The 23,609-nt window shown below is 63.7% G+C and carries 20 protein-coding genes; 10 read left to right on the top strand and 10 right to left on the bottom strand.

From position 1 onward, the window contains the following. The first annotated feature begins 213 nt into the window (after nt 1-213). The gene (locus tag IAE34_RS10935; protein ID WP_200138968.1) at nt 214-489 is read left to right on the top strand and encodes a DUF1145 domain-containing protein; all 276 of its coding nucleotides are present in this window, start codon (nt 214-216) and stop codon (nt 487-489) included. Then, nucleotides 482-1,243 (top strand): collagen-like protein, encoded by a 762-nt coding sequence (locus IAE34_RS10930; RefSeq protein ID WP_200138967.1) that lies wholly within the window; start codon nt 482-484, stop codon nt 1,241-1,243. Before IAE34_RS10935 ends, IAE34_RS10930 begins: the two co-directional genes overlap by 8 nt. 43 nt (nt 1,244-1,286) lie before the next feature. Here IAE34_RS10930 and IAE34_RS10925 read toward each other — a convergent pair whose 3' ends face one another. After that, nucleotides 1,287-1,751, bottom strand: a complete 465-nt coding sequence (locus IAE34_RS10925; protein ID WP_200138966.1) for a CopD family protein — start codon at nt 1,749-1,751, stop codon at nt 1,287-1,289. Nucleotides 1,752-1,849: 98 nt separating this feature from the next. On the opposite strand from IAE34_RS10925, the gene dinG reads away from it, so the two are divergent. The 6 genes from dinG to IAE34_RS10895 all read left to right on the top strand — a co-directional run bounded on the left by dinG (nt 1,850) and on the right by IAE34_RS10895 (nt 10,223). Beyond that, nucleotides 1,850-3,994, top strand: coding sequence for an ATP-dependent DNA helicase DinG (gene dinG / locus IAE34_RS10920; RefSeq protein WP_200138965.1), 2,145 nt, complete (start codon nt 1,850-1,852; stop codon nt 3,992-3,994). An 80-nt stretch (nt 3,995-4,074) separates the two neighbouring features. Continuing rightward, nucleotides 4,075-6,315 carry a beta-galactosidase gene (locus IAE34_RS10915; RefSeq protein WP_200138964.1) on the top strand — a complete coding sequence of 747 codons (2,241 nt, stop codon included), beginning with the start codon at nt 4,075-4,077 and terminating at the stop codon, nt 6,313-6,315. A gap of 105 nt (nt 6,316-6,420) precedes the next feature. Beyond that, nucleotides 6,421-7,566, top strand: a complete 1,146-nt coding sequence (locus tag IAE34_RS10910; protein ID WP_200138963.1) for a serine hydrolase domain-containing protein — start codon at nt 6,421-6,423, stop codon at nt 7,564-7,566. A gap of 98 nt (nt 7,567-7,664) precedes the next feature. After that, nucleotides 7,665-8,660 (top strand): OmpA family protein, encoded by a 996-nt coding sequence (locus IAE34_RS10905; protein ID WP_200138962.1) that lies wholly within the window; start codon nt 7,665-7,667, stop codon nt 8,658-8,660. Between the two features lie 21 nt (nt 8,661-8,681). Then, nucleotides 8,682-9,329, top strand: a complete 648-nt coding sequence (gene pdxH / locus IAE34_RS10900) for a pyridoxamine 5'-phosphate oxidase (RefSeq protein ID WP_200138961.1) — start codon at nt 8,682-8,684, stop codon at nt 9,327-9,329. Between the two features lie 429 nt (nt 9,330-9,758). Then, nucleotides 9,759-10,223 carry a glycine zipper 2TM domain-containing protein gene (locus IAE34_RS10895; protein WP_200138960.1) on the top strand — a complete coding sequence of 155 codons (465 nt, stop codon included), beginning with the start codon at nt 9,759-9,761 and terminating at the stop codon, nt 10,221-10,223. A gap of 60 nt (nt 10,224-10,283) precedes the next feature. Here IAE34_RS10895 and nhaA read toward each other — a convergent pair whose 3' ends face one another. The 8 genes from nhaA to IAE34_RS10855 all read right to left on the bottom strand — a co-directional run bounded on the left by nhaA (nt 10,284) and on the right by IAE34_RS10855 (nt 19,243). Further along, the gene (nhaA, locus tag IAE34_RS10890; protein WP_325100986.1) at nt 10,284-11,474 is read right to left on the bottom strand and encodes a Na+/H+ antiporter NhaA; all 1,191 of its coding nucleotides are present in this window, start codon (nt 11,472-11,474) and stop codon (nt 10,284-10,286) included. 218 nt (nt 11,475-11,692) lie between these two features. Next, nucleotides 11,693-13,306, bottom strand: a complete 1,614-nt coding sequence (locus IAE34_RS10885) for an NAD(P)/FAD-dependent oxidoreductase (protein ID WP_200138958.1) — start codon at nt 13,304-13,306, stop codon at nt 11,693-11,695. Between the two features lie 103 nt (nt 13,307-13,409). Then, nucleotides 13,410-14,084, bottom strand: a complete 675-nt coding sequence (locus IAE34_RS10880; protein ID WP_200138957.1) for a COG3650 family protein — start codon at nt 14,082-14,084, stop codon at nt 13,410-13,412. A 212-nt stretch (nt 14,085-14,296) separates the two neighbouring features. After that, entirely contained in the window at nt 14,297-14,998 is a 702-nt protein-coding gene (locus IAE34_RS10875) for an ABC transporter ATP-binding protein (RefSeq protein ID WP_200138956.1), read from the bottom strand. Continuing rightward, a complete protein-coding gene (gene livG, locus IAE34_RS10870) occupies nt 14,999-15,766 on the bottom strand; it encodes a high-affinity branched-chain amino acid ABC transporter ATP-binding protein LivG (protein ID WP_200138955.1) in 768 nt (255 codons plus the stop codon). After that, nucleotides 15,763-17,019: a high-affinity branched-chain amino acid ABC transporter permease LivM gene (locus tag IAE34_RS10865; protein WP_200138954.1), complete on the bottom strand. Its 1,257-nt coding sequence runs from the start codon at nt 17,017-17,019 to the stop codon at nt 15,763-15,765. The genes livG and IAE34_RS10865 overlap by 4 nt, the downstream gene beginning before the upstream one ends. After that, nucleotides 17,016-17,939, bottom strand: a complete 924-nt coding sequence (gene livH, locus IAE34_RS10860; RefSeq protein WP_039575990.1) for a high-affinity branched-chain amino acid ABC transporter permease LivH — start codon at nt 17,937-17,939, stop codon at nt 17,016-17,018. The genes IAE34_RS10865 and livH overlap by 4 nt, the downstream gene beginning before the upstream one ends. A gap of 188 nt (nt 17,940-18,127) precedes the next feature. Then, the gene (locus IAE34_RS10855) at nt 18,128-19,243 is read right to left on the bottom strand and encodes a branched-chain amino acid ABC transporter substrate-binding protein (RefSeq protein WP_200138953.1); all 1,116 of its coding nucleotides are present in this window, start codon (nt 19,241-19,243) and stop codon (nt 18,128-18,130) included. Nucleotides 19,244-19,597: 354 nt separating this feature from the next. Between IAE34_RS10855 and IAE34_RS10850 the strand changes: the two genes are divergently transcribed. After that, on the top strand, nt 19,598-19,900 hold the full coding sequence (locus IAE34_RS10850; RefSeq protein ID WP_200138952.1) for a DUF2288 domain-containing protein: 303 nt from the start codon (nt 19,598-19,600) through the stop codon (nt 19,898-19,900). Nucleotides 19,901-20,142: 242 nt separating this feature from the next. Then, on the top strand, nt 20,143-21,030 hold the full coding sequence (locus tag IAE34_RS10845) for an NAD(P)-dependent oxidoreductase (RefSeq protein ID WP_200138951.1): 888 nt from the start codon (nt 20,143-20,145) through the stop codon (nt 21,028-21,030). Here the strand turns inward: IAE34_RS10845 and IAE34_RS10840 are convergent. Next, nucleotides 20,930-23,194, bottom strand: coding sequence for a putative bifunctional diguanylate cyclase/phosphodiesterase (locus IAE34_RS10840; protein ID WP_200138950.1), 2,265 nt, complete (start codon nt 23,192-23,194; stop codon nt 20,930-20,932). The genes IAE34_RS10845 and IAE34_RS10840 overlap by 101 nt on opposite strands. Between the last annotated feature and the right edge of the window lie 415 nt (nt 23,195-23,609).

Below are 23,609 nucleotides of genomic sequence, written 5' to 3'. Positions count from 1 at the left end.
GCCATGACCCAGAACGCCGGGGTCGATGTCTTGCGCTGAGGCACGAGGCTCGCACCCAGGCCTGCACGTCGATGTCCGCGCGGCCAGCGTCAGCCTTGGCTGACCCTGTTGCCGCACCTGCCACTGGCGTACGCCTCGGTGGGGCGTTACTGTTGGCGGCACGGCTCGCTGGATCGGGCCGCATGCCAACAACAAGGGTGTCGGGGGCGGGATATGAGCGTCATGCTGGGTCTGGGCAAAGCCCTGATGGTGCTGTTCTGGTGGGTACTGCTGGTCAACCTGGCCATGCCTCAGCCTGCGCCGTTCAGCCTGCTGATCAACGCGTTGGGCGTTGCGCTGCTGGCCGTGCACCTGCTGGAGATCGCGCTGTTCAACGCTGCCCTGCGCGGGCGCAGCCACCCCGGCTTCGATCGGGTGCAGATCCTATTGACCGGCATTTTTCACGTCATGTCCATTCCCCGTCCACTGGAGCCTGCGCGCCATGAATAAACTGATGTTACTGGCCGCGTTGGCCGCCCCGCTGGCCCAGGCCGAGAGTCTGCAAGTCGCCGAGCATTCCATGCTGCGACTGCCGAACAAATCCTCCAGCGTGCACCTGGATCGGCTGGACATCGCCGATTCGGCGACGCTGCTGTTGCCAGCCTCGCTGACCACGTTGAAAGTGGACCACCTGGTACTGGGGCGCGAGGCGCGTATCGCCATCGCTCCAGCGCCGACCGCCTTGAGCTTCGAAGTCGAGACGGCACAGCTGGGTGTGGGCAGTGAAATCAGCGCTCTAGGTGCCCCCGGCACCTATGAGCGCGCTGCGCGCCCCGGTCGCGACCTGGATCTGCGGTTGCAGTCGCTCGATGCCGAGCAGTTGGCCATCGACGCCCGAGGGGGCGCCGGTGCACCGGGCTTCGCTGGTCTGGATGGCGGCAATGGCAGCCCTGGTGGGTGCACCTGGGGTACTGCCAGCCGTGGGGCAAATGGCCACAATGGCAGCGATGGCCATGATGGCGCGGCAGGGGGACGAGTGCGCCTGGCCGTACCCGCGGACTTCCCCGACACGCGCATCGCGGTCCGCGTGGACGGCGGTGCGCCGGGTCAGCCGGGGGCAGCCGGCAAGGCCGGGCGGGGTGGGGCGAGCAAGGGTTGCCTGGTCTATCGCACCGCAGCCGCCAGTGACGGCCGCGAGGGGCTGCCAGGACAACCCGGCCTGGCAGGGGCGGCAGGTGAGCTGATCCTGCAACCGATACGCTGACCGGCGCATCGTTCACGCGGGGCCCCAGGCCGCCCCGCGTCAGTCATGGCATCAGGCGCGAGCTGGCGACCGCTACCACTGCCAAGCCCAGCAACAGGTTGCCGCCGACCATTCGTCGGATCCTGCCCATCACGGCGGCGCCCGTCGCCCAGTCTTCTGTCTGCACGGCGCTGCGAAGCTCCGGCAGCAGCAGCGCCTGCACCCGCATGAACAGGGCGAACATCGCGATGCCCCCGCCTATCATGACCTGCACATGGCGCGGTGCGGCATCCAGGCCGCCGAAGCGCAGGTGCAGCATACCGATGCCACTGATCGCCAGTATCACCACCGCAAGCCAGACCCATCCGAAGAAGCGTCGGAAAACTTCCAGCCACAAGCGCAGCCGCTGCGGCCCTTCCAGCGCCACGCCCGTTGCAGGGCGCAGCACCACCCAGGCGAAGAACATGCCGCCGACCCAGATCGAAGCGGCCAGGACATGCAACGTGTAGGGCAAGGCAAAGGCGAGCATCCAGATCTCCATGGGGCATCGAGGGCAATGACGGGGTATGATAGCCGCCCGATGCAAAACACTGAAAATATATCCAGCCCTTCGGGCGCCCCCACACCATGATCAGCAATGAACTAAAAGCCACCATCCAGGGCGCCTACTCGCGTTTTCTCGAAGCCAAGAGCCTCAAGCCGCGGTACGGCCAGCGCCTGATGATCGCCGAAGTCGCCAAGGTGCTCGGCGACATCGCCACCGACGAGGAAGGTCGCCGTGCCGGCGAGCCCGCCGTGGTCGCGGTGGAGGCCGGCACCGGTACCGGCAAGACCGTCGCCTACAGCCTCGCCGCGATTCCCGCCGCCAAGGCGGCGGGCAAGCGCCTGGTGATCGCTACCGCCACGGTCGCGCTGCAGGAGCAGATCGTCTTCAAGGACCTGCCCGACCTCATGCGCAACAGCGGCCTGAATTTCAGCTTCGCCCTGGCCAAGGGCCGTGGCCGCTACCTGTGCCTGTCCAAGCTCGATGTCCTGTTGCAGGAGGGGCATGCCCAGTCGGCCACTGCCCAGCTGTTCGAAGAGGAAGGCTTCCACATCGAGGTGGACGAGCGCAGCCAGAAGCTGTTCAACAGCATGATCGAGAAGCTTGCTGGCAATCGCTGGGACGGCGATCGCGACAGCTGGCCCGAAACCCTGGAAGACCAGGACTGGGCACGCCTGACCACCGATCACAGCCAATGCACCGGTCGGCATTGCCCGAACTTCCAGCAATGCGTGTTCTACAAGGCCCGCGAAGGCATGGGCAAGGTCGATGTCATCGTCACCAACCACGACATGGTCCTTGCCGACCTGGCCCTGGGCGGCGGTGCGGTGCTGCCCGACCCGCGCGACACGATGTACGTGTTCGACGAAGGCCATCACCTGCCCGACAAGGCGATTGGTCATTTCGCCCACTATTCGCGCCTGCGCTCGACGGCCGACTGGCTGGAGCAGACCGCCAAGAACCTGGCCAAGCTGCTGGCCCAGCATCCGCTGCCAGGCGACCTGGGCCGGCTGATCGAGCAGGTGCCGGAACTGGCCCGCGAGATCCGTACCCAGCAGCAGTTCATGTTCACCTTGTGCGAGCAGGTGGCCGATTTCCGCGTCGGCGAGGACATGGAAGGGCGCGATCGCCCGCGTTATCGGTTCGAGGGCGGGGTGGTGCCTGAGCAGATCCGCGAGGTCGGCATCGAGCTGAAGAAGGGCTTCGCCCGGCTCAACGACCTGTTCACGCGCCTGGCCGATCTGCTCAAGGAGGGTATGGATGGCGAGGTCAATATCGGCATCGCCAGCCACCAGGCCGAAGAGTGGTATCCGCTGTTCGGCAGCCTGGTCACCCGCGCCCAGGGTAACTGGGAACTGTGGACGGCCTTCACCGCCGAGGACCCGCAGGACAGCCCGCCCATGGCGCGCTGGCTGACCCTTGCCGAGAGCGGCGCGACGTTCGACATCGAGGTCAACGCCAGTCCGATCCTGGCGGCCGAGATGCTGCGTCGCAATCTGTGGCACGTGGCCTATGGCGCATTGGTGACTTCGGCGACGCTCACCGCCCTGGGCAAGTTCGATCGCTTCCGCATGCGCTCGGGGCTGCCACGCGATGCGGTCACCTGCGTGGTGCCCAGCCCGTTCGTGCATGGTGATGCCGGCTTGCTCAGGGTGCCGGACCTGGGCGCCGACCCGCGCGACGCCGCCGGCCACACCGCTGCGATCATTCGCGAACTGCCCGCCATCGTCGAAGACGCACGCGGCGCATTGGTACTGTTTTCCTCGCGCAAGCAGATGCAGGACGTGTTCGACGGGCTGGAGCGCGACTGGCGCAAGCGGGTGCTGATCCAGGGCAACCTGTCCAAGCAGGAAACCCTGAACAAGCACAAGGCCCGGGTGGACGACGGGCAGCACAGCGTGCTGTTCGGCCTGGCCAGCTTCTCCGAGGGCGTCGACCTGCCGGGCGCCTACTGCGAGCATGTGGTGATCGCCAAGATCCCGTTCGCCGTGCCGGACGATCCGGTCGAGGCCGCCTTGGCCGAATGGATCGAGGCCCGAGGGGGCAATCCGTTCATGGAAATCGCCGTCCCCGACGCGTCCCTGCGCCTGATCCAGGCCTGCGGGCGGCTGCTGCGCACCGAGCAGGATCGCGGCATCATCACCCTGCTGGACCGGCGCCTGGTCACCCAGCGCTATGGCAAGGCTATTCTCAATGCACTGCCGCCCTTCCGGCGGGAGATTCAGTAAACCCCGGAGCACGACGTTCCGGTCCGTTGTCCATGACTCGATACGGGCCCATGAGGGCCTCGAAGGAGAGCCTCATCCACATGATCCGTCGCACCCTGCCCGTCATTCTCACGCTGCTGTGCAGCAGCTCGGTTCTGGCAGAGCAGCAGACGCTGTTCAGCTTCGTCCGTCCAACCTCGCTGGTCACGGTCACCACCGAGGACACCAGCATGCCCCAGTACAATGCGGAGCAGACGGCCGAGGGCGAGGTGCTACGCCGTGTGGTGTTCAACCCGGTGGCCAGGCCGACCTTGCGTCTGAGCCCGCAGGGCAGTGCATGGAACTGGTCGGGTGGCAAATTCCTCGCCCTGCGCTTGCAGAGCGCGCAAGACTGGGCACTGACCGTCGACCTGACCATCACCGGCAGCGATGGCCGTCGCCTGACCAGTCGCATCGACCTGCCAGCAGGCCCGGCGCAGACCGTGATGGTGCCACTGCAGGCCCGCTCGCCGCTCAGCCAGGGCATGCGCGCCGGCCCGCCGATGCCCTGGATCTACGAGGGCCAACGCCTGCTGCTGACCAGCAGCAGTGGCGAAGTGGACCTTACCCAGGTCGCCTCGCTCAGCCTGAGCATTCCCCAGCCCAGAGTCGCGCAGAATCTACTGGTCGAGCGAGTCGGTCTAGAGAGCGACGACCGCGCCGAGCGAGCCGCCTACGCCGAGTTGATCGATGCCTATGGGCAGTCCACACGCGGCCGTTGGCCGGAAAAGGTCGCCAACGACGAGCAGCTCAAGGCCGCCGATGCCCGAGAACAGGTGCAGCTCAAGCGCTGGCTGGCCGAACGCGAGGCACAGCAGCTCGACGCTTACGGCGGGACGCTGGCGGGCCAGGCCTTCGAGGCCAAAGGTTTTTTCCGCACCGAAAAGCGCGATGGGCGCTGGTATCTGGTGACACCCGAGGGGCATCCGTTCTACTCCCTGGGCGTCAATGCCGTTGCCGCCGATGCTGGGCGCACCTATGTCGCGGGGCGCGAGGGAATGTTCAAGGGGTTGCCGACACAGGGCGATCCGCTTTCGGCATTCTATGGCGAAGGCAACAACGACGACGGCAACGCTTCGTCCCAGGGCCGCGCTTTCAAGCAGGGTCGCTGGTACGACTTCTACGCCGCCAATCTGCAGCGCACCTACGGCGCGACCTGCCCACCGGTCGAACCGGATCAACCCACGGCGGCCTGCCCGGCGCCACAGTTCGATGCCGAGCGTTGGCAGGCGCATAGCCTGGACCGTCTGCTGGCGTGGGGTTTCAATACCTTGGGCAACTGGAGCGACCCGGCGTTGAGCGAGGCCGAGCGCATGCCCTACACCTTGCCCCTGTCGATCGTCGGCGACTATGCCAGCATCAGCACCGGGATGGACTGGTGGGGGCGCATGCCCGACCCTTTCGATCCGCGTTTTGCCATGGCCACCGAGCGTGCAGTGGCCATCGCCACGCGGGATCACCGCGACGATCCCTGGCTGATCGGCTACTTCGCCGACAACGAGCTGGCCTGGGCGGCGCCGGGCGACGATCCCAAGGCACGCTACGGCCTGGCCTTCGGCACCTTGCGTCTGACCACCGACGTGCCGGCCAAACGCGCCTTCCTCAAGCAGCTGCGCGACAAGTACCGTAACCAGGAAGGCTTGTCCAAGGCCTGGGGCATAGAACTCAAGGCGTGGGAACTCATGGAGGATCCCGGTTTCGAGGCGCCCCTGCCCAACCCGGAGCATCCGGAAATCAAGCGTGACTATCAGTATTTCCAGCAAGTCTTCGCCCAGACCTACTTCAAGACCATTTCCGATGCGCTGAAGTGGCACGCGCCCAATCACCTGCTGCTGGGCGGGCGCTATGCGATCAGTACCCCGGAGGCCGTGAAGGCCTGTGCCGAATTCTGCGACGTGATCAGTTTCAATTTCTACACGCTCAAGCCCGAGGACGGTTACGACTTCAGCCGCCTGGCCGAGCTCGACAAACCGGTACTGGTCTCCGAGTTCCAGTTCGGCTCGCGCGACAGAGGGCCGTTCTGGCCGGGTCCTGTGGAAGTGCCACGCGAAGAGGATCGTGGCCCGGCCTACGCTAATTTCCTCAAGGCCGCCATGGCTCAGCCCATGATCGTCGGGGCCCATTGGTTCCAGTATCTGGACCAGCCGGCCAGCGGGCGTCTGCTCGATGGCGAGAACGGCCACCTGGGCCTGGTGGCCATCACCGACATGGCCTATCCCGGCTTCGTCGACGCGGTGCGCAAAAGCAACCGGGAAACGCTCGACCAGTTGCGCAAGACGCTGGAGAAAAAACGTCCTAACTAATTTGGCCGCTTTCTGACAACCTTCCAGCCACATTCAGTAGGCAAACCTGCCAACTACTGAAACAATGCTCGCCTTTGTCTGGCAAGTGTTACAGGGAGCGGGCGGGTGCAGATCCAGGGTCACTATGAGCTGAAGTTCGAGGCGGTACGTGAGGCGTTCGCCGCGCTGTTCGACGCTCCCCAAGAGCGCGGAGCAGCGCTGTGCATACAGGTGGGCGGCGAGACCGTCGTCGACCTGTGGGCGGGTAGCGCCGACAAGGACGCAGCGCATGCCTGGCACAGTGACACCCTCGCCAACCTGTTTTCCTGCACCAAGACCTTCACTGCGGTGACGGCGTTGCAACTGGTGGGCGAGGGCAAGCTCGCACTGGACGTCCCTGTGGCGCGCTACTGGCCCGAATTCGCCCAGGCCGGCAAGGAAAGCGTCACCCTGCGCCAACTGCTCAGTCACCGTGCCGGTCTTCCCGCCATTCGCCGATTGCTACCTGGCGAGGCGCTCTATGACTGGCAGGCCATGGTCCAGGTGCTAGCGGCCGAGGCGCCATGGTGGACACCCGGCAGCGAACATGGCTACGCGGCGATCACCTACGGCTGGCTGATCGGCGAGTTGATTCGCCGCGCCGACGGGCGCAGTCCCGGCGAGTCCATCGTGGCCCGTACCGCGCGGCCCCTGGGGCTGGACTTCCACATCGGCCTGGCCGACGAAGAGTTCCACCGGGTCGCGCACATCTCCCGAGCGAAGGGCATCGCCGGCGATGCAGCGGCCCAGCGCCTGCTGCAGGTGACCCTGCGAGAGCCTGAGGCGCTGTCGACCCGCGCCTTCACCAACCCGCCGGCGATCCTCACCAGCACCAACAAGCCGGAGTGGCGCCGGATGCAGCAGCCTGCGGCCAATGGCCACGGCACTGCCCGCAGCCTGGCGGGTTTTTACGCCGGCCTGCTCGACGGCAGCCTGCTGGAGTCCGAGCTGCTCGATGAACTGACCCGCGAGCACAGTCGTGGACAGGACCGCACGTTGCTTACGCCGACTCGCTTCGGCCTGGGCTGCATGCTCGATCAGCCTGAGTTGGCCAATGCCACCTTCGGCCTGGGCGCCCGGGCATTCGGTCATCCCGGTGCGGGCGGATCGGTCGGCTTTGCCGACCCGGAGCGGGATGTCGCCTTTGGGTTCGTCACCAATACCCTCGGCCCTTACGTGCTGATGGATCCGCGTGCGCAGAAACTGGTGCGGGTGTTGGCCAGTTGCCTTTGATCGGGTAATGCGGGTAATGCCCGATTGCTTTGACTATCCTCAATGCCGACGCCACCTCGGGTGGGCAAAATCTCTTTTTAATTCATGGTGTATTGCTGATGTCTTCACATAAAACCTTAGCACTGGCCCTGTGCCTGGCCATGACCGGCTGCGCCAGCCAATCCCAGGAAGGCACCAAGAGCGGTGCCCTGAGTTGGTGGCCGTTCGGCTCGGACCAAGTGGCCGATCAGCAGGTCAAGGCTGCGGTCAGCGAAAAGGTCGCCCAGGCCGATGCCAAGTCCGAGAGCAGCAGCCGCTGGTGGTGGCCGTTCGGCGCCAGTGAACAACAGGCTGCAGCCCCCGTCGTACCGAAGATCGACAAAAAGGCCACTCAGGCCTGGCTGGACGAGTACGAGCCGAAGCTGCGCGAAGCGGCCAAGGACAGCAAACTGGAAATCGAGCGTCGCGATGATGTCCTGGCGGTGACGCTGCCCGTGGATGGCTCCTACAATCCGGATCGTCCGAACATGCTGCTGCCGGCGTCCCTGGGGCCGATCACTCGCGTGGCCAAGGTCGTCGAGGGCGACCCGAAGACCGCCGTGCTCGTCCTGGGGCATGCCGACACCAGCGGTGTCGCGGCCGCCAACCAGAAGCTCAGCCTCGAGCGCGCCGCTTCGGTTTCGGCGATCTTCCGTCTCAGCGGTTTGCAGCGCGACCGCCTGAACCTCAAGGGCATGGGTTCGGTGATGCCCCGCGCCGCCAATGACAGCGTCGAAGGTCGGGCCTTGAACCGTCGTGTGGAAATGCTTCTGACGCCCCAGAACACCATGCTCGCGCTGCTCGCCAAGTACCAGCAGAGTGTTCCGCCTACCGCTCCGGTACCGGCAGCCGTGGTCGCAGCCCAGGACACCAAGGCACCGGCCAAGGCCGCAGTCGCCAAGCCCGCCGCCAAGCCTGCAGCGAAGGCCGCCAGCAAACCTGCGGCGAAGAAAACCGCGACCAAGGCTGCGGCGAAACCTGCTGCCAAGAAAGCCGCTGCCAAGCCTGCGGCGAAAAAAGCCGCACCCGCTGCGGACAAGAAAGTGGCCGCCAACAACCCTGCGAAGACCAACTGATCGTTCGAGGAACACGCAGCGATGACCCAGACCCTGGCGGACATGCGCCGCGACTACACCCGTGACGGCTTGTCGGAGGCACAAGCCCCCGATGAACCCTTCGCCTTGTTTCATCACTGGTTCGGCGACGCGGTGCAGACCGAACAGCCGCCGGTGGAGGCGAACGCGATGACCCTGGCCACGGTCGACGGCCAGGGTCGTCCCCATTGTCGGGTACTGTTGCTCAAGGGCCTCGATGAGCGTGGGTTCACTTTCTTCACCAACTATGAGAGTGCCAAAGGCCAGCAGCTTCTGGTCAATCCATTCGCCGCGATGACCTTCTTCTGGCCGGCGCTGGAGCGCCAGGTGCGCATCGAGGGGCAGGTGGAAAAAGTCTCGGCCAAGGAGTCGAACGACTATTTCCAAGTGCGGCCACTGGGCAGTCGCCTGGGCGCGTGGGCTTCTCCCCAGAGCCGGGTCATTGCCGACCGCGCGCAACTGGAAGGTCTGGTCAAGGCGACGCAGTCGCGCTTTTCGGACAGCCAGCCTGACTGTCCGGAATACTGGGGCGGCTACCGTCTGATACCCGAGCGGGTCGAATTCTGGCAAGGGCGCTCCAGTCGCCTGCACGATCGGCTGAATTATCGGCTGATCGCCGGCCAGTGGCAGCGCGAGCGGTTGGCGCCATGAGCGTCGGCGTGCCAGCATCGGCGCGCCTGCTGGACCTGCAGACACCGCACGTACACAGCCCGGGTCGTCCGCTCGCTTGCGCAGCGACCCGGTCAGTTGCCGTCTAATGATCTGCTCTACCCATGCCCTAGGCCATCCAGGCGGAGCCCAAGGAGTTGCCGCAGCGGGTAGGCGCATCTGCCAAGATCCCCTCAGCTGCCGCCGGCGATAGCGACAGATCCGCAGGTAGTCGAGGGTGAGAATCAGTCTGGCATGGCGGGTCAGCACGACGATGAAGCATTCCATGACTATCATTGGTCTCAGCATCAAGCGCATGCCAACACGCGTTCGCCTGTATGTGAGCTGAATGAAAACAATTTTATAGCCTTGGCACCGTGACACCTCTTCACGTGCGGAGTCTAATGGACACCTGACTTATGGAGATTTCCCATGCGTAAATCCGTTTTGCTTGTCGCGAGCTTCACCACCATGGCGTTGTTGCTCGGCGGCTGCCAGTCCAGCTTGACCGGTGACAGCTATTCCCGTGATGAAGCCCGTCGCGTACAAACCGTGCGCATGGGTACCATCGAATCTCTGCGCCCGGTGAAGATCGAGGGTAGCAAGACCCCGATCGGTGGAGGCGCCGGCGCCATCGTCGGCGGCGTGGCGGGTAGTGCGATCGGTGGTGGTCGCGGCAGCATCGTCGCGGCTGTGATCGGTGCGGTGGCAGGTGGCCTGGCGGGCTCGGCGGCCGAAGAAGGCCTGACCCGTACCCAAGGTGTGGAAATCACCGTACGTGAAGACGATGGCAGCACGCGGGCCTACGTCCAGCAGGTCCAGGAAAACGAGATCTTCCGCGTTGGCGAGCGTGTGCGCATCATGACCGTCGATGGTACCAGCCGCGTCACGCACTGATCGCCAGGTAGCAAAAAACCCGACTCGGCCAGGCCAGTCGGGTTTTTTGTCGCCTGGGGGTCACGGCCTGTGCGGCACCCGCCCTCGCTGGCGACTGGCTACTGCCGTCACCAGGTAACCGATAACCGCCGCGAAGAAGGACCCTGTCAGAATTCCCATGCGGTCCTCACCGGCGTATTCGCTCGCACCCGACGGAAATGCCAGCGAGCCGACGAACAGGCTCATGGTGAAGCCGATGCCGCACAGGATCGCCACGCCGAATACCTGTCCCCAGTTGGCGCCGTCCGGCAGCGAAGCCAGGCGCAGGCGGATGGCGATCCAGGTCAGGCCGAACACCCCGATCGTCTTGCCCAGCAGAAGTCCTACCGCGACCCCCAGCGGGACCGAGTGGATGAAGCTCTGGGCCGTTACGCCGGTCAGCGAAACGCCGGCATTGGCGAAGGCGAACAGGGGCAGGATCGCGTAGGCCACCCAGGGATGCAGCGCATGCTCCAGGGTCAGCAGCGGCGAGGGCGCCTGCTTGTCGACGCTTTTGAGCGGTATGAACATCGCCAGCGTGACGCCCGCGAGTGTCGCGTGGATACCGCTTTTCAATACGCAGACCCAAAGCACCAGCCCTACCAGCAGATAGGGTGCCAGGCGCCTCACGCCGAGTCGGTTCATGCCCAGCAGCGTCAGCAGGCAGACACCTGCCAGCGTCAGCGCCAAGGTCGACAGGGCCGCTGAGTAGAACAGGGCGATGATGATGATGGCGCCCAGGTCGTCGATGATCGCCAGGGTCATGAGGAAGAGTTTCAGCGATACCGGCACGCGCTTGCCGAGCAGCGCCAGCACACCGAGGGCGAAGGCGATGTCGGTGGCCGTGGGTATGGCCCAGCCGGCCAGCGTGGCCGGATTGTCACGGTTGATGAACCAGTAGATCAGCGCCGGGACCAGCATGCCTCCCACGGCGGCCGTGGCGGGCAGGATGATCTGCGAGGGTCTGGACAATTGGCCCTCGAAGACCTCGCGCTTGACCTCCAGGCCGATCAGCAGGAAGAACAGCGCCATCAGGCCGTCGTTGATCCACAGCAGCAGGGGCTTGGCGATCTGCAACTGGCTGACCTGCACGCCGACCGGCATCTCCAGGAAGCTGACGTAGATCTGCGAGAGCGGTGAATTATTGATGATCAGAGCGACGACGGCCGCCGCAATCAACAGGAGTCCGCTGGCGGACTCCAGCTGCAGGAAACGATTGATGAGGCTGCGCACGGAAAGCGACTCCACGACAAGGCGAGAAACAGGCATACACCCTAGCGTGCAGAGTTATGCTTTAAAACAAAAACTATATTCTTTTTTGTTATAACGTGTTGCTATCTGGTCGAGTCAACTCTAGAGGACGCCCCCGCTGCGAGCTGAACGAAAAATCGCCCACTAGGCAGGAAATGTCGGAAAGCAGGGGCAGATCCTCCACCCCCTCGATACTGCGCTCAGCCGTCCAGCCCAAGCATGTTGCGCGCCACCGCTTCGGCGATGCGAATGCCATCCACGCCCGCCGACAGAATGCCACCCGCGTAGCCTGCACCCTCACCGGCCGGGAACAGGCCCTTGAGGTTCAGGCTCTGATAGTCCGGTCCTCGCGTGATACGCAGCGGCGACGAGGTGCGTGTCTCGATTCCGGTCAGCACGGCGTCGTGCAGGTTGTAGCCCTTGATCTGGCGATCGAAGGCTGGCAGCGCCTCACGAATCGCCTGGATGGCGAAGTCCGGCAGGCTCGGGGCGAGATCGCCCAGGGCGATGCCCGGTTTGTACGAGGGTTCGACGCTGCCTAGCACGGTAGAAGGGCGCCCAGCGACGAAGTCGCCCACCAGCTGCGCCGGCGCCTGGTAATTGCTGCCGCCCAGCACGTAGGCGTGGGCTTCCAGCCGCTCCTGCAGTTCGATCCCTGCAAGAGGCCCCCCCGGGTAGTCCCGCTCGGGATCGATGCCAACCACGATACCCGAATTGGCATTGCGTTCGTTTCGCGAGTACTGGCTCATGCCATTGGTCACCACCCGGCCCGGTTCGCTGGTCGCCGCCACCACCGTGCCGCCTGGGCACATGCAGAAGCTGTAGACCGAGCGCCCGTTGCTGGCGTGATACACCAGCTTGTAGTCCGCTGCACCGAGCTTGGGATGGCCTGCGTACTTGCCCAGGCGCGCCTTGTCGATCAGCGACTGCGGATGCTCGATGCGAAAACCGACCGAGAACGGCTTGGCTTCCATGTACACGCCTCGGGCGTGCAGCATCCGGAAGGTGTCGCGCGCGCTGTGCCCAAGGGCCAGCACCACGTGCCGCGAATGCAGTCGTTCGCCGCTGTGCAGGACCACGCCGGTGAGTTGCTCGCCCTCAACCAGCAGGTCGGTCACCTTTTCCTGGAAGCGGATCTCTCCGCCAAGGGCGATGATTTCCTCGCGCATCTTCTCGACCATGCTGGTCAGGCGGAAGGTGCCGATATGCGGTTTGTTGATGTACAGGATCTCGTCCGGCGCACCTGCCTTGACGAACTCTTCGAGCACCTTGCGGCCATGGTGCTGGGGATCCTTGATCTGACTGTAGAGCTTGCCGTCGGAGAAGGTGCCGGCGCCGCCCTCGCCGAACTGCACGTTGGATTCAGGGTTCAGCACGCTCTTGCGCCACAGGCCCCAGGTATCCTTGGTGCGCTGGCGCACTTCCTTGCCGCGCTCCAGCACGATCGGCTTGAAGCCCATTTGCGCCAGCAGCAGGCCGGCGAAGATCCCGCATGGACCGAATCCCACCACGATCGGCCGTTGCACCAGGTCCGCCGGTGCGTGTCCGACAAACTTATAGGTCACATCCGGCGCGACGCCGACATTATGGTCATCGGCGAAGCGTTGCAGCAGCTCGGCTTCGTTGCTGGTCTGCAGGTCGATGGTATAGATGAACAGCAGCTCGCTGTTCTTCTTGCGCGCATCGTAGCTGCGTTTGAACAGATTGAAGCTCAGCAGCTGATCGTCGCGGATGCCCAGGCGCTGGACGATGGCCTCGCGCAGGGCCTCGTCAGGATGGTCCAGGGGCAGCTTCAGTTCGGTGATTCGTAGCATGGCAGGATCCAGTATCCCGGCCATGGACGGCCGGCGGCTTTGAACAAACCGCCAAGTATAAGCTGTTCGCCGTCCCGACTGGCAGCATAAACGCGCCCGGCGATCAGTTGTCTCGCGCCCCGCCGTAGTACGCGCAGCCGTGGAGGGTCTGCCCATCGATGCGCAACTCGGCGCGAAGATGGCGCATGGCACCGCTGCCCCGCTCGCTGCAGCGCTGCGGCGCCACCCACAGCTCGACCCGCTGACCATTGGCCTCGCTGGACAGGCTCAGGCCGCCACCCGGCATCTGTTCTTCCAGGTACGGCAGCGGCAGTGGATCTTTGCCGGCACGGTTGATCACCATGCCCTTGCCGCTGGCCTTGACGTCCCAGTCGGGTTCGTGACCGGCGGCGCGCAGCGTCAACTGCTTGAAATTGGGGTCGGTGCAGGCACTGGCCGAGGCCTCGACACGGTACAGCCGGGTGACGTCCAGCTGGCCGTCACTGTTGGCGGCACGGCTGCCCGCCAGGCGCCCGCGAAGATCGGCGAACAAGGTGTCCTTGGGGCCTGCAGCGAGGTTGGCGGCTTCCTGCAGGATGCCGGTGCCTGCCGCGTCGTTGACGACGAAGCGGCGCGCTTCGCTGCACGGCTTGAACAGGAGCTGACCGCCTGCTGCGCTCAATTCGCCCTGCATGCGAGTACTGCCGAGGTTGGGGTCGTTCGGTGGGTCGGCGAACATCTGGCAACCGGCGAACACCGGCAGCAGGGTAGCGAGCAGCAGGGAAGGGGTGAGGCGCATCGGGCGAACTCCGGGGTCGCATGGATCGAGCGGCCACGTTACCCAGCGTACGGACCATTCACAAGGGGCGGCGCAATGCCGCTGTGATTTACCGCCAAGGGCCGCCAGGCACTTGTCGATGTCGTCCGAGTGCGAACCCCTGGCCGATGACCGCGAACGGCCACTGCGGGTGAGCCTGCTGCCACAGGCTCACCCTGACCGACCGCGGTCCATCAACCTCCGAGGTAGGCGTCCCGCACTTTCGGATCGCTGAGCAGTGCTTGCCCGCTACCCTGCATCACCACCTTGCCGTTTTCCAGCACGTAGGCGCGATCAGCGATCTTCAACGCCTGGTTGGCGTTCTGCTCCACCAGGAACACCGTCACACCGTCGCGGCGCAGTTGTTCGATGATGTCGAAAATCTGCTGGATGATGATCGGCGCCAGGCCCAGCGACGGCTCGTCGAGCAGCAGCAGCTTGGGCTTGCTCATCAAGGCGCGGCCGATGGCGAGCATCTGCTGCTCGCCACCGGACATCGTCCCGCCACGCTGGCTGAACCGCTCCCTGAGTCGCGGGAACAGTTCCAGCACCTTGTCCATCTGCGTCTGGTAGTCCCCCTTGTCGGTGAAGAAACCACCCATGGCCAGGTTTTCCTCGACCGTGAGCCGGGCGAACACCCGCCGTCCTTCAGGGACCACCGCGATGCTCTTGCGCATGATCAGCGAAGAGGGCTGGCCCACCAGTTCTTCGCCCAGGTAGCGGATGCTGCCGCTGTGAGCCTGAGGCGAGCCGCACAGGGTCATCAGCAGCGTCGACTTGCCAGCACCGTTGGCGCCGATGAGGGTGACGATTTCGCCCTGGTTGATCTGCACATTGACGCTGTGCAGCGCCTGGATCTTGCCGTAGAAGGTGGAAACGTTCTCGAACTTCAGCATTTACGCTTCCCCCAGGTAGGCCTTGATCACATCGGGATTGCTGCGGATCTGCTCCGGCGTGCCATCGGCCAGGGGCGTACCCTGGTTGATCACCACGATATGGTCGGAAATGCTCATGACCAGTTTCATGTCGTGCTCGATCAGCAGCACCGTCACATCGTGGGATTCACGCAGATAGGCGATCAGCGCCTTGAGATCCTCGGTCTCCTTGGGGTTCAGGCCTGCGGCCGGCTCGTCGAGCATGATGACCCGCGGGCGGGTCATCATGCACCGGGCGATTTCCAGGCGCCGCTGCTGGCCGTAGGCCAGAGTACCGGCCGTGCGGTTGGCGAACTCGGTCAGGTTGACCTTTTCCAGCCAGTACTGCGCGCGCTCCATGGCCTCCTTTTCGCTGCGGCGAAACCCCGGTGTCTTGAACAGACCGGCGAGGAAGTTGGTATTCAGATGACGGTGCTGGGCAATCAGCAAGTTCTCCAGCGCGGTCATTTCCTTGAACAACCGCACGTTCTGGAAGGTGCGCACCACCCCTTTGCGCGCGATCTGATGGCCGGCCAGACCCTGGATCGGCTGGCCATCGAGCAGAATGGTGCCGCCGCTGGGCTTGTAGAAGCCGGTCAGGCAGTTGAACACCGTGGTCTTGCCGGCGCCGTTGGGCCCGATCAAGGCCACCACCTGTTTTTCCTTGACAGTCAGGCCCACGCCGTTGACCGCCAACAAGCCGCCGAAGCGCATGCTCAGGCCGCTGACTTGCAGAATTTCGCGGCTCATCGACGCAGCTCCATATGGGGACGTTGCATGGGCAGCAGGCCCTGCGGACGCCAGATCATCATCAATACCATCAGTGCGCCGAACATCAGCATCCGGTACTCGCTGAATTCGCGCATCAACTCCGGCAGCAGAATCATCACGATGGCCGCCAGGATCACGCCCAGCTGAGAGCCCATGCCGCCGAGCACGACGATGGCGAGGATGATCGCCGATTCGATGAAGGTGAACGACTCGGGCGTGACCAGCCCTTGGCGAGCCGCGAACACGGTGCCGGCGAAGCCTGCGAAACTGGCACCCAGGGTAAAGGCGGAGAGCTTGATCACCGTCGGGTTCAAGCCCAGTGCACGGCAGGCGATTTCATCCTCGCGCAGCGCTTCCCAGGCGCGGCCGATCGGCATGCGCAACAGCCGGTTGATGACGAACAGGGCCAGCAGGGCCAGCATCAGCACCACCAGGTACAGGAAGATGATCTTGCTGGCGGGGTTGTAGGCGATGCCGAAGAACTCATGGAAGGTCTGCATGCCTTCGCCCGCTTGCCGGTTGAAGGACAGGCCGAAGAAGCTCGGCTTCTCGATGCTGCTGATGCCGTTGGGACCACCGGTCCAGTCGGTGAGGTTACGCAGGAACAGGCGAATGATCTCGCCGAAGCCCAGGGTGACGATCGCCAGGTAGTCGCCACGCAGGCGCAGCACCGGGAAACCGAGCAGGAAGCCGAAGCTCGCCGCCATCAGACCGGCGATCGGCAGGCACACCCAGAAGCTCCAGCCCAGGTAGTGCGAGAGCATGGCGTAGCTGTAGGCACCGACGGCGTAGAAACCGACGTAACCCAGGTCCAGCAGTCCAGCCAGCCCCACCACGATGTTCAGGCCCAGGCCGAGCAATACGTAGATCAGGATCAGCGTGGCGATGTCGACCGCCCCGCGGGAGCCGAAGAACGGCCACACCAGGGCGGCTACGACCAGGCCCAGGATCACCCAGCGCTGGGTCTTGGGCAGGGTCAGGAAATTGCTGACCGAAGCCGGAACCAGCTTGCGCTGCGAACGCCTGCCCATCACCGCGCTCCACTGGCGGTCGAACAGCACGCGAAGGAACATCAGCACCGAACACACGGCGATGATCGAGAGGGTGAAACTGCCTTGGCTGTGGACCACCAGGCTGATGCCGTCGATGCTCAGCTTCAAGCCGAGGACCGGGAAGGCCACGGCCCACACCAGCAGGGCGCTGAGCAGCGCTTGTTTGAGATTTCCGTTCATACTTTTTCAACCTCCGGGCGGCCGAGAATGCCGGTCGGCCGGAACAACAGGACCAGAACCAATAAGCCGAAGGCCACCACATCCTTGTACTGGTCGCCGAAGATATCGGCGCCGAAGGCTTCGGCAACGCCGAGCACCAGGCCGCCGAGCATGGCGCCAGGAATGCTGCCGATGCCGCCCAGTACCGCTGCGGTGAAGGCCTTGAGGCCGACGAGGAATCCCGCGTTGGGGTTGATCACCCCGTATTGCATGCTTAGCAGCACAGCCGCCACTGCCGCCAGGGCGGCACCGATGACGAAGGTCAGGGCGATGATGTTGTTGGTGTTGATGCCGAGCAGGTTGGCCATCTTGATGTCCTCGGCGCAGGCGCGGCAGGCGCGCCCCAGGCGGGAACGGGAGATGAACAGGGTCAGGCAGGTCATGGCCACCAGGGTGACCACGAACACGAGAATCTGCATGTAGGACACCAGCACTTCCTCCGCACCGCCCGGGCCGAAGGAGAAGGCGCCCGGAATCAGGTTGGGGATGGACTTGTCCTTGGAGTCCTGAGACAGCAGGACGGTGTTCTGCAGGAAGATCGACATACCGATTGCGGAAATCAGCGGGATCAGGCGATTGCTGTTGCGCAGCGGCCGGTAGGCGACCCGCTCGATGCTGTAGCCATAGGCGCTGGTCACGCAGATGGTGGCGACGAAGGCGACGGTCATCAGGATCGGCAGCGAGTGGATGCCCATCATGGCCAGGCCTGCCAGGGCGATGAAGGCCACATAGGAGCCGATCATGTACACCTCGCCATGGGCGAAGTTGATCATCCCGATGATGCCGTACACCATCGTGTAACCGATGGCGATCAAGGCATAGGTGCTGCCGATGGTCAATCCATTAACCAGTTGTTGGAAGAAATGGTAGATCTCAGGCATTACAGCGCTCCTAAAAACCTGATGTGCATTTCGCTGGGCGGGATAACGCTCAGGAAACCGCGGGTGACGGTTTTAAGATTTTCAGGTGAGCTCGCTCCCGGATCGCGGAAGTCGGGCCCATGAACCTCGTAAAACAAAGCCCACTGCTCGCACAGTGGGCTTCTACGGTCAGCTGTTAGTCACGCGTATTACTGAGGGGAGACTTCGGTCTTCGGTTTGCCGAAGTGCCATTCGTAGACCACGAACTTGAAGTCTTTCAGGTCGCCTTTCTGATCGAAGGTGAGGGTGCCGGTGGGTGTCTTGAACGAGCCGGCGTGAATGGCCGCGGCCACTTTGTCGGTGTCCTCGGACTTGGCCGCTTCGATGCCCTTGGCGATCAGTTCCACGGCCGAGTAGGCCGGGAACACGAACGGCCCGCTCGGGTCCTTCTCGTCGGCCTTGATGGCCTCGACGATCGCCTTGTTCTCAGGATCGGCATCGAACGACTTGGGCAGGGTCACCAGCAGGCCTTCGGAAGCGCCTTGGGCGATCTGCGAGATGGAGTCGTTGCCCACGCCTTCCGGTCCCATGAACTTGGCCTTGAGGCCTTTTTCCTGAGCCTGGCGCAGGATCAGGCCCAACTCTGGGTGGTAGCCGCCGTAGTAGACGAAGTCCACGTTGTTCTGCTTGAGCTTCTGGATGACCGAGGAGAAGTCCTTGTCGCCAGCGTTCAGGCCCTCGAAGACTGCGACCTTGACGCCTTTGTTTTCCAGTGTCTGCTTGACGGCAGTGGCGATGCCTTCACCGTACTGCTGCTTGTCGTGCAGGACCGCGACCACCTTGGGCTTGACGTGGTCGGCGATGTAGTTGCCGGCGGCCGGGCCCTGGGCACTGTCCAGGCCGATGGTGCGGAAGATCAGCTTATAGCCGCGCGCGGTGATTTCCGGGGAGGTGGCCGCTGGCGTGATCATGATCACGCCCTCGTCTTCGTAGATGTCCGAAGCCGGCTGGGTGGAGCTGGAGCACAGGTGACCGATGACGAACTTGACGCCGTCGTTGACCACCTTGTTGGCCACGGCCACGGCCTGCTTGGGGTCGCAGGCGTCGTCGTATTCCTTGGCTTCGAGCATCTTGCCGTCGACGCCGCCCTTGGCGTTGATGTCCTTGATGGCCTGGTTGGCACCGATGAACTGCATGTCGCCGTACTGGGTCACAGGACCGGTCTTGGGACCGGCGATGCCGATCTTGATGGTATCGGCGGCGAACGAATGGCTGGCAACCCCTGCCAGAACCATTGCGGCGAACAGCTTGGAAATCTTGATCATAGTGCTCCACTCATTCTGTTGTAATTCTTGGAGTCCTGGCGGCCAGGGCTACAGACCGGGCGGGTTTCGCGGCACGCTACTGCCATGTCGCGGGCCCACCTTCCCCCGGAATAGGTCCCGGAACTGTACCGGTACAGTGTAGAGCGCTCTCCGAGCGCTTGAAAAGCGGGCGAAAAGTGCCTGACCTCGGGGTTGTCGCATGTTCGACAGAAAAATACAGATAAGCGCCATTACTTTGCCTGTATTCGTGACGCTGGCCCCGTGTAACGGGCATTTCCAGCAAATTGCTTATTTGAAACTGGATTTTTCTGCAAAAATACGGCTTTTCAGCCGCTTAGCCTCGTACAGGAACCCATGACCGATCAAACAAGCACCCTCTATGCCAAACTGCTTGGAGAGACAGCGATTATCGAATGGAGCGCCTTGGAGCGTTTTTGGGCCAAGGGTGACCTGATTTGGGTCGACCACTCCCTCGACTTGATCGCAGTCGCCCAAGCCATGGCGGAAAATCGCCGCGATGACGTGGCGCGCTGGCGTGATCAGGGGATCGTGGCCGCGGTGACGGCAGAGCAGGCGCTAGACCTGCAGACACGTGATCCGCGCATCTGGGCCGTGGTGGTGTCACCCTTCATCCTGATTCAGGTGAAAGATGCATAAAGTAGCTGATCACTCTTGGGGCGTGCCTCGGTGAAATTGCACCTTAATCGTGCATTTCATTGAGTCTGCGAGGTAGGGGTTGGTAACAGTCGCTCACCACATTGCTGTTTCGGTAACAGTTTTACGCAATGCGTAATACTCGTTTCGTTCGAGTGTCTTTCTACCAGCGCCCACCAACGCATTAGCCAGGGTCGGCGTAGCGCCAAGACAGCCATCACCTTTTCCATCAGTAGGAGTCGTCCATGAATGCACCCATGCCATCGCTTGGCTTCGCCGGGATTGGCCTGATGGGATTGCCGATGTGCCAGCGATTGCTGGCCGCTGGATACCGGTTGACCGTGTGGAACCGCAGCCCCGAGAAATGCGCGCCTTTGCTGGCGGCTGGAGCCCGTTTGGCCGAGACGCCGGCTGCGCTGTCCCGCGAGAGCGATATCGTGTTGCTGTGCCTGGCCGATACGCAGGTGGTGCGTGAGGTGGTGTTCGGAGAAGGCGGTGTAGCGGCGGGCGGTCGACCTGGGCAGCTATTGGTCGACCTGTCCAGCCTGGAACCTGTTGCTACTCGGGTCATGGCGGCGCAGTTGGCCGCGGGTTGCGGGATGAGCTGGCTCGATGCGCCGGTGTCCGGCGGCACGGCGGGTGCCCGGGCCGGGAGCCTGGCGATCATGGTCGGCGGAGCGTCGGCCGACCTGGCGCGAGCACGCCCGATCTTGCTCGCACTCGGCGAGCGGGTGACGCACATGGGCGATGTGGGCGCCGGCCAGGTCACCAAGGCCTGCAACCAGATGATCGTGGCCTGTAATGCGCTGGTCATCGCCGAGGCCGTGGCGCTGGCCGAGCGCGCGGGTGTCGATGCCAGCCTGCTCGCGCAAGCGCTGGCAGGCGGCTTCGCCGACTCCCGACCGCTACAGATCCTTGCGCCACAAATGGCGCAGAGCAACTTCACACCCGTCAGCTGGCACGTGCGCACGCTGCTCAAGGACCTCGATACGGCCGTCGGGCTGGCCCGCGAGGAAGGCGCACCGACCCCGATCAGCGGCCTCGCCGCACAGCTGATGCGCCTGCACGGCGCTCAGGGGCATCTGCAAGACGATCCAGCGACCTTGGTCCAGCTGTTCCGCATGCACGAATGAGCACGCTGTCCGGGCGGTCCAGGCGCGCCAGCACGGCCGGCAGCTCGTCCATTGGCACTGGCCGGCTGAGCAGGAAGCCCTGAACCCCATCGCAATCGTGCGCAGCCAGGAAAGCCAACTGCTCTTCGGTTTCCACGCCCTCGGTCACCACCTGCAGATGCAGAGTGTGGGCCATCATCAGGATCGCCTGAACGATCTCTCGATCCTGCTGGCTGTCCATCACGTCCTGGATGAACGAGCGGTCGATCTTGAGCACGTCCAGAGGCAGGCGCTTGAGATACGCCAGTGACGAGTACCCCGTACCGAAGTCGTCGATCGACAGCGTCACGCCTTGGCTGCGAAGGCGCTCGAGCAGGCCGATGGTGCGGTGGATATCGCCCATCAGGGCGTTTTCCGTGACCTCCAGTTCCAGTTGCCAAGGGGCTACCCCGGCCTGCAGTAACGCGCGTTCCACGTCGTCTGCCAGCTCTTCGCGGCCCAGGGTCACCGTCGAGCAGTTGACCGAGACCTTGAGGTGGCCATGGCCCTGGCGGCCAAGCTCGGCCAGGTCACGGCATGCGCGCCGCAATACCCAAAGGTCCAGCTCGGCGATCAGGCCGTTGGCCTCGGCGATAGCGATGAAGCGATCGGGACCGATCATGCCGTGCTGTGGATGGTTCCAGCGGACCAAGGCCTCGAGTTTGCTGACCTTGACCTGGCGCAGATCGAAGATCGGCTGGTAATGCACGCACAATCCGCAGGCATCCACCAGCGCCACACGCAGAGCCTCTTCCAGTTGCAGCTCCAGCGTGGCACGTGTCTTGAGGCTGTTATCGAAGAAATTCAGGTGATTGCGCCCGCTGCCCTTGGACTGGTACAGCGCCAGATCGGCATTCTTGAGCAGTTCCTCGGCCGTGCGACCATCGTCGGGAAAAATGCTGATGCCGATGCTGGTGGTCATGACCATGCGTCGACCACCCAGGTCTATCGGCTCTTTCATGCGCTGCATGATGCGCTGGCCCAGCCTGCAGGCTTCATCCCGGTTGTGCAGGCTGGTGACGATGCAGAACTCGTCGCCGCCGAAGCGCGCGACCAGATCCTGGCTGCGTGTCGCTGCGCGGATATGCGTAGCGATGACTTTCAGCAATTCGTCGCCGGCGTCATGCCCAAGGCTGTCGTTGATGCGCTTGAAGTGATCGATGTCCAGGAACATCACCGCCAGCATGCTGCCACTTACGGCATGTTCGGCCAGCCGCTCGGCGAACACCTGGTTGAACCCGCGGCGGTTGACCAGGTTGGTCAAGGCGTCGTAGTGCGCGGCTTGCTGGAGCGACGCTCGCGCCTGATCCAGCTGGCTGAGCAGCACGTTGACCCGGCGCAGGTCATGCTCCTTGCTCTGCAGCTTCTTGTCGGCCAGTGCCGCACTGATGCTGCTGGCGCTGATCAGCAGGGTGATGAAGGCGATGCTCAGGCCCAGTTGCAAGCTGTTGTCGGCCGAAGGCAAGCGCAGCGGCTCGTCGTCGGGCAGCACCAGCGACAGTGCAGCCATGCCTGTGTAGTGGGTGAAGACGATACCGGCAGCCATGATCAGTGCGGCACCGTACTTGGTCATCAGATGGCGTGGGCCAGTGCCCGATCCCAGGCGCCGGGTCACCAGCAAGGCCACCAGGCTGGTCACGATGGCGATGCCCACGGATGCCAGCAATAGCGGTGTCTGGTAATACTGGCGGGCGCTGGTTTGCAGGGCGGCCATGCCCATGTAGTGCATCACCGTGATACCGATGCCGATCGCCAGCGCCGCCTGGAGGTAATGGCGCGGCTGCATCGTCAGCCGGTCCAGGCTGTTCATCGCCAGCCAGGCGGCGATCAGGGCTATCATCAGCGACAGCGCCGTCAGCACCATGTCGTAGTGCACTTCCAGCGGTGGCTTGAAGGCGAGCAGGCTGATGAAGTGCATCGCCCAGATGCCACTGGCCAGACAGCAAGCGCCCAAGCCTTTCCACTGACGGCGCGCCCTGCGCTCTTCACTGTGGATCTGCCGGTCGGCCATGTCGAGAGTGGCGAAGCACGCGGCTCCCGCCACCACATAGGCGAGCACGACCAGGAAGGGATTGTGATGACAGTCCAGAATGATCTGACCGTCTGCCGGTAGCTCGGCGAATAGTTGAAGCCCCAGCCACTCCATTGCCCGTCTCTTCGTCGAGTCTACGATCGTCTCCAGCGCCCCGGACGGAGACCATGAGCTTCGAGTATAGAAAAAAGCAGGGGAATGTTCCTGATTGATGGCAGTTTGACGTCAATCATTTGGGTATTTGTCTTATAGCCGAAGGCTATAAACCAGCTGGCGTAGCCACCTTTCCCGACAGTTCATGCCGCCGATTCGTCGGCCAATGGCTGCGAAATGAAGCGTCACCCGTTTCTGCTGCTCATCGTCCTTGTCGAAACGCAAGTCTGCCGCGAAATAGTCCTCAGGCGTGTCATCGGTACGCCGACCCACTTGAACTTGGCGAACATCATGCCCACCGTTGCAGGGAAGGGATCCGCTGCGCCCCCCCCGGGGGGGGGCGCGGGGCCGCTCAGCCCGCCACCACGACGCGGGG

This window comes from Pseudomonas sp. S30, assembly GCF_016518545.1.
Classification (GTDB): domain Bacteria; phylum Pseudomonadota; class Gammaproteobacteria; order Pseudomonadales; family Pseudomonadaceae; genus Aquipseudomonas.
This window is presented reverse-complemented; position numbering and strand designations above follow the sequence as displayed.

Bases quoted from the DNA above. Each gene is read 5' to 3' on its own strand.
- IAE34_RS10935 (WP_200138968.1), top strand. From the start codon at position 214: ATGAGCGTCATGCTGGGTCTGGGCAAAGCCCTGATGGTGCTGTTCTGG.
- IAE34_RS10930 (WP_200138967.1), top strand. From the start codon at position 482: ATGAATAAACTGATGTTACTGGCCGCGTTGGCCGCCCCGCTGGCCCAG.
- IAE34_RS10925 (WP_200138966.1), bottom strand. From the start codon at position 1,751: ATGCTCGCCTTTGCCTTGCCCTACACGTTGCATGTCCTGGCCGCTTCG.
- dinG (WP_200138965.1), top strand. From the start codon at position 1,850: ATGATCAGCAATGAACTAAAAGCCACCATCCAGGGCGCCTACTCGCGT.
- IAE34_RS10915 (WP_200138964.1), top strand. From the start codon at position 4,075: ATGATCCGTCGCACCCTGCCCGTCATTCTCACGCTGCTGTGCAGCAGC.
- IAE34_RS10905 (WP_200138962.1), top strand. From the start codon at position 7,665: ATGTCTTCACATAAAACCTTAGCACTGGCCCTGTGCCTGGCCATGACC.
- pdxH (WP_200138961.1), top strand. From the start codon at position 8,682: ATGACCCAGACCCTGGCGGACATGCGCCGCGACTACACCCGTGACGGC.
- IAE34_RS10895 (WP_200138960.1), top strand. From the start codon at position 9,759: ATGCGTAAATCCGTTTTGCTTGTCGCGAGCTTCACCACCATGGCGTTG.
- IAE34_RS10885 (WP_200138958.1), bottom strand. From the start codon at position 13,306: ATGCTACGAATCACCGAACTGAAGCTGCCCCTGGACCATCCTGACGAG.
- IAE34_RS10880 (WP_200138957.1), bottom strand. From the start codon at position 14,084: ATGCGCCTCACCCCTTCCCTGCTGCTCGCTACCCTGCTGCCGGTGTTC.
- IAE34_RS10875 (WP_200138956.1), bottom strand. From the start codon at position 14,998: ATGCTGAAGTTCGAGAACGTTTCCACCTTCTACGGCAAGATCCAGGCG.
- livG (WP_200138955.1), bottom strand. From the start codon at position 15,766: ATGAGCCGCGAAATTCTGCAAGTCAGCGGCCTGAGCATGCGCTTCGGC.
- IAE34_RS10865 (WP_200138954.1), bottom strand. From the start codon at position 17,019: ATGAACGGAAATCTCAAACAAGCGCTGCTCAGCGCCCTGCTGGTGTGG.
- livH (WP_039575990.1), bottom strand. From the start codon at position 17,939: ATGCCTGAGATCTACCATTTCTTCCAACAACTGGTTAATGGATTGACC.
- IAE34_RS10855 (WP_200138953.1), bottom strand. From the start codon at position 19,243: ATGATCAAGATTTCCAAGCTGTTCGCCGCAATGGTTCTGGCAGGGGTT.
- IAE34_RS10850 (WP_200138952.1), top strand. From the start codon at position 19,598: ATGACCGATCAAACAAGCACCCTCTATGCCAAACTGCTTGGAGAGACA.
- IAE34_RS10845 (WP_200138951.1), top strand. From the start codon at position 20,143: ATGAATGCACCCATGCCATCGCTTGGCTTCGCCGGGATTGGCCTGATG.
- IAE34_RS10840 (WP_200138950.1), bottom strand. From the start codon at position 23,194: ATGGAGTGGCTGGGGCTTCAACTATTCGCCGAGCTACCGGCAGACGGT.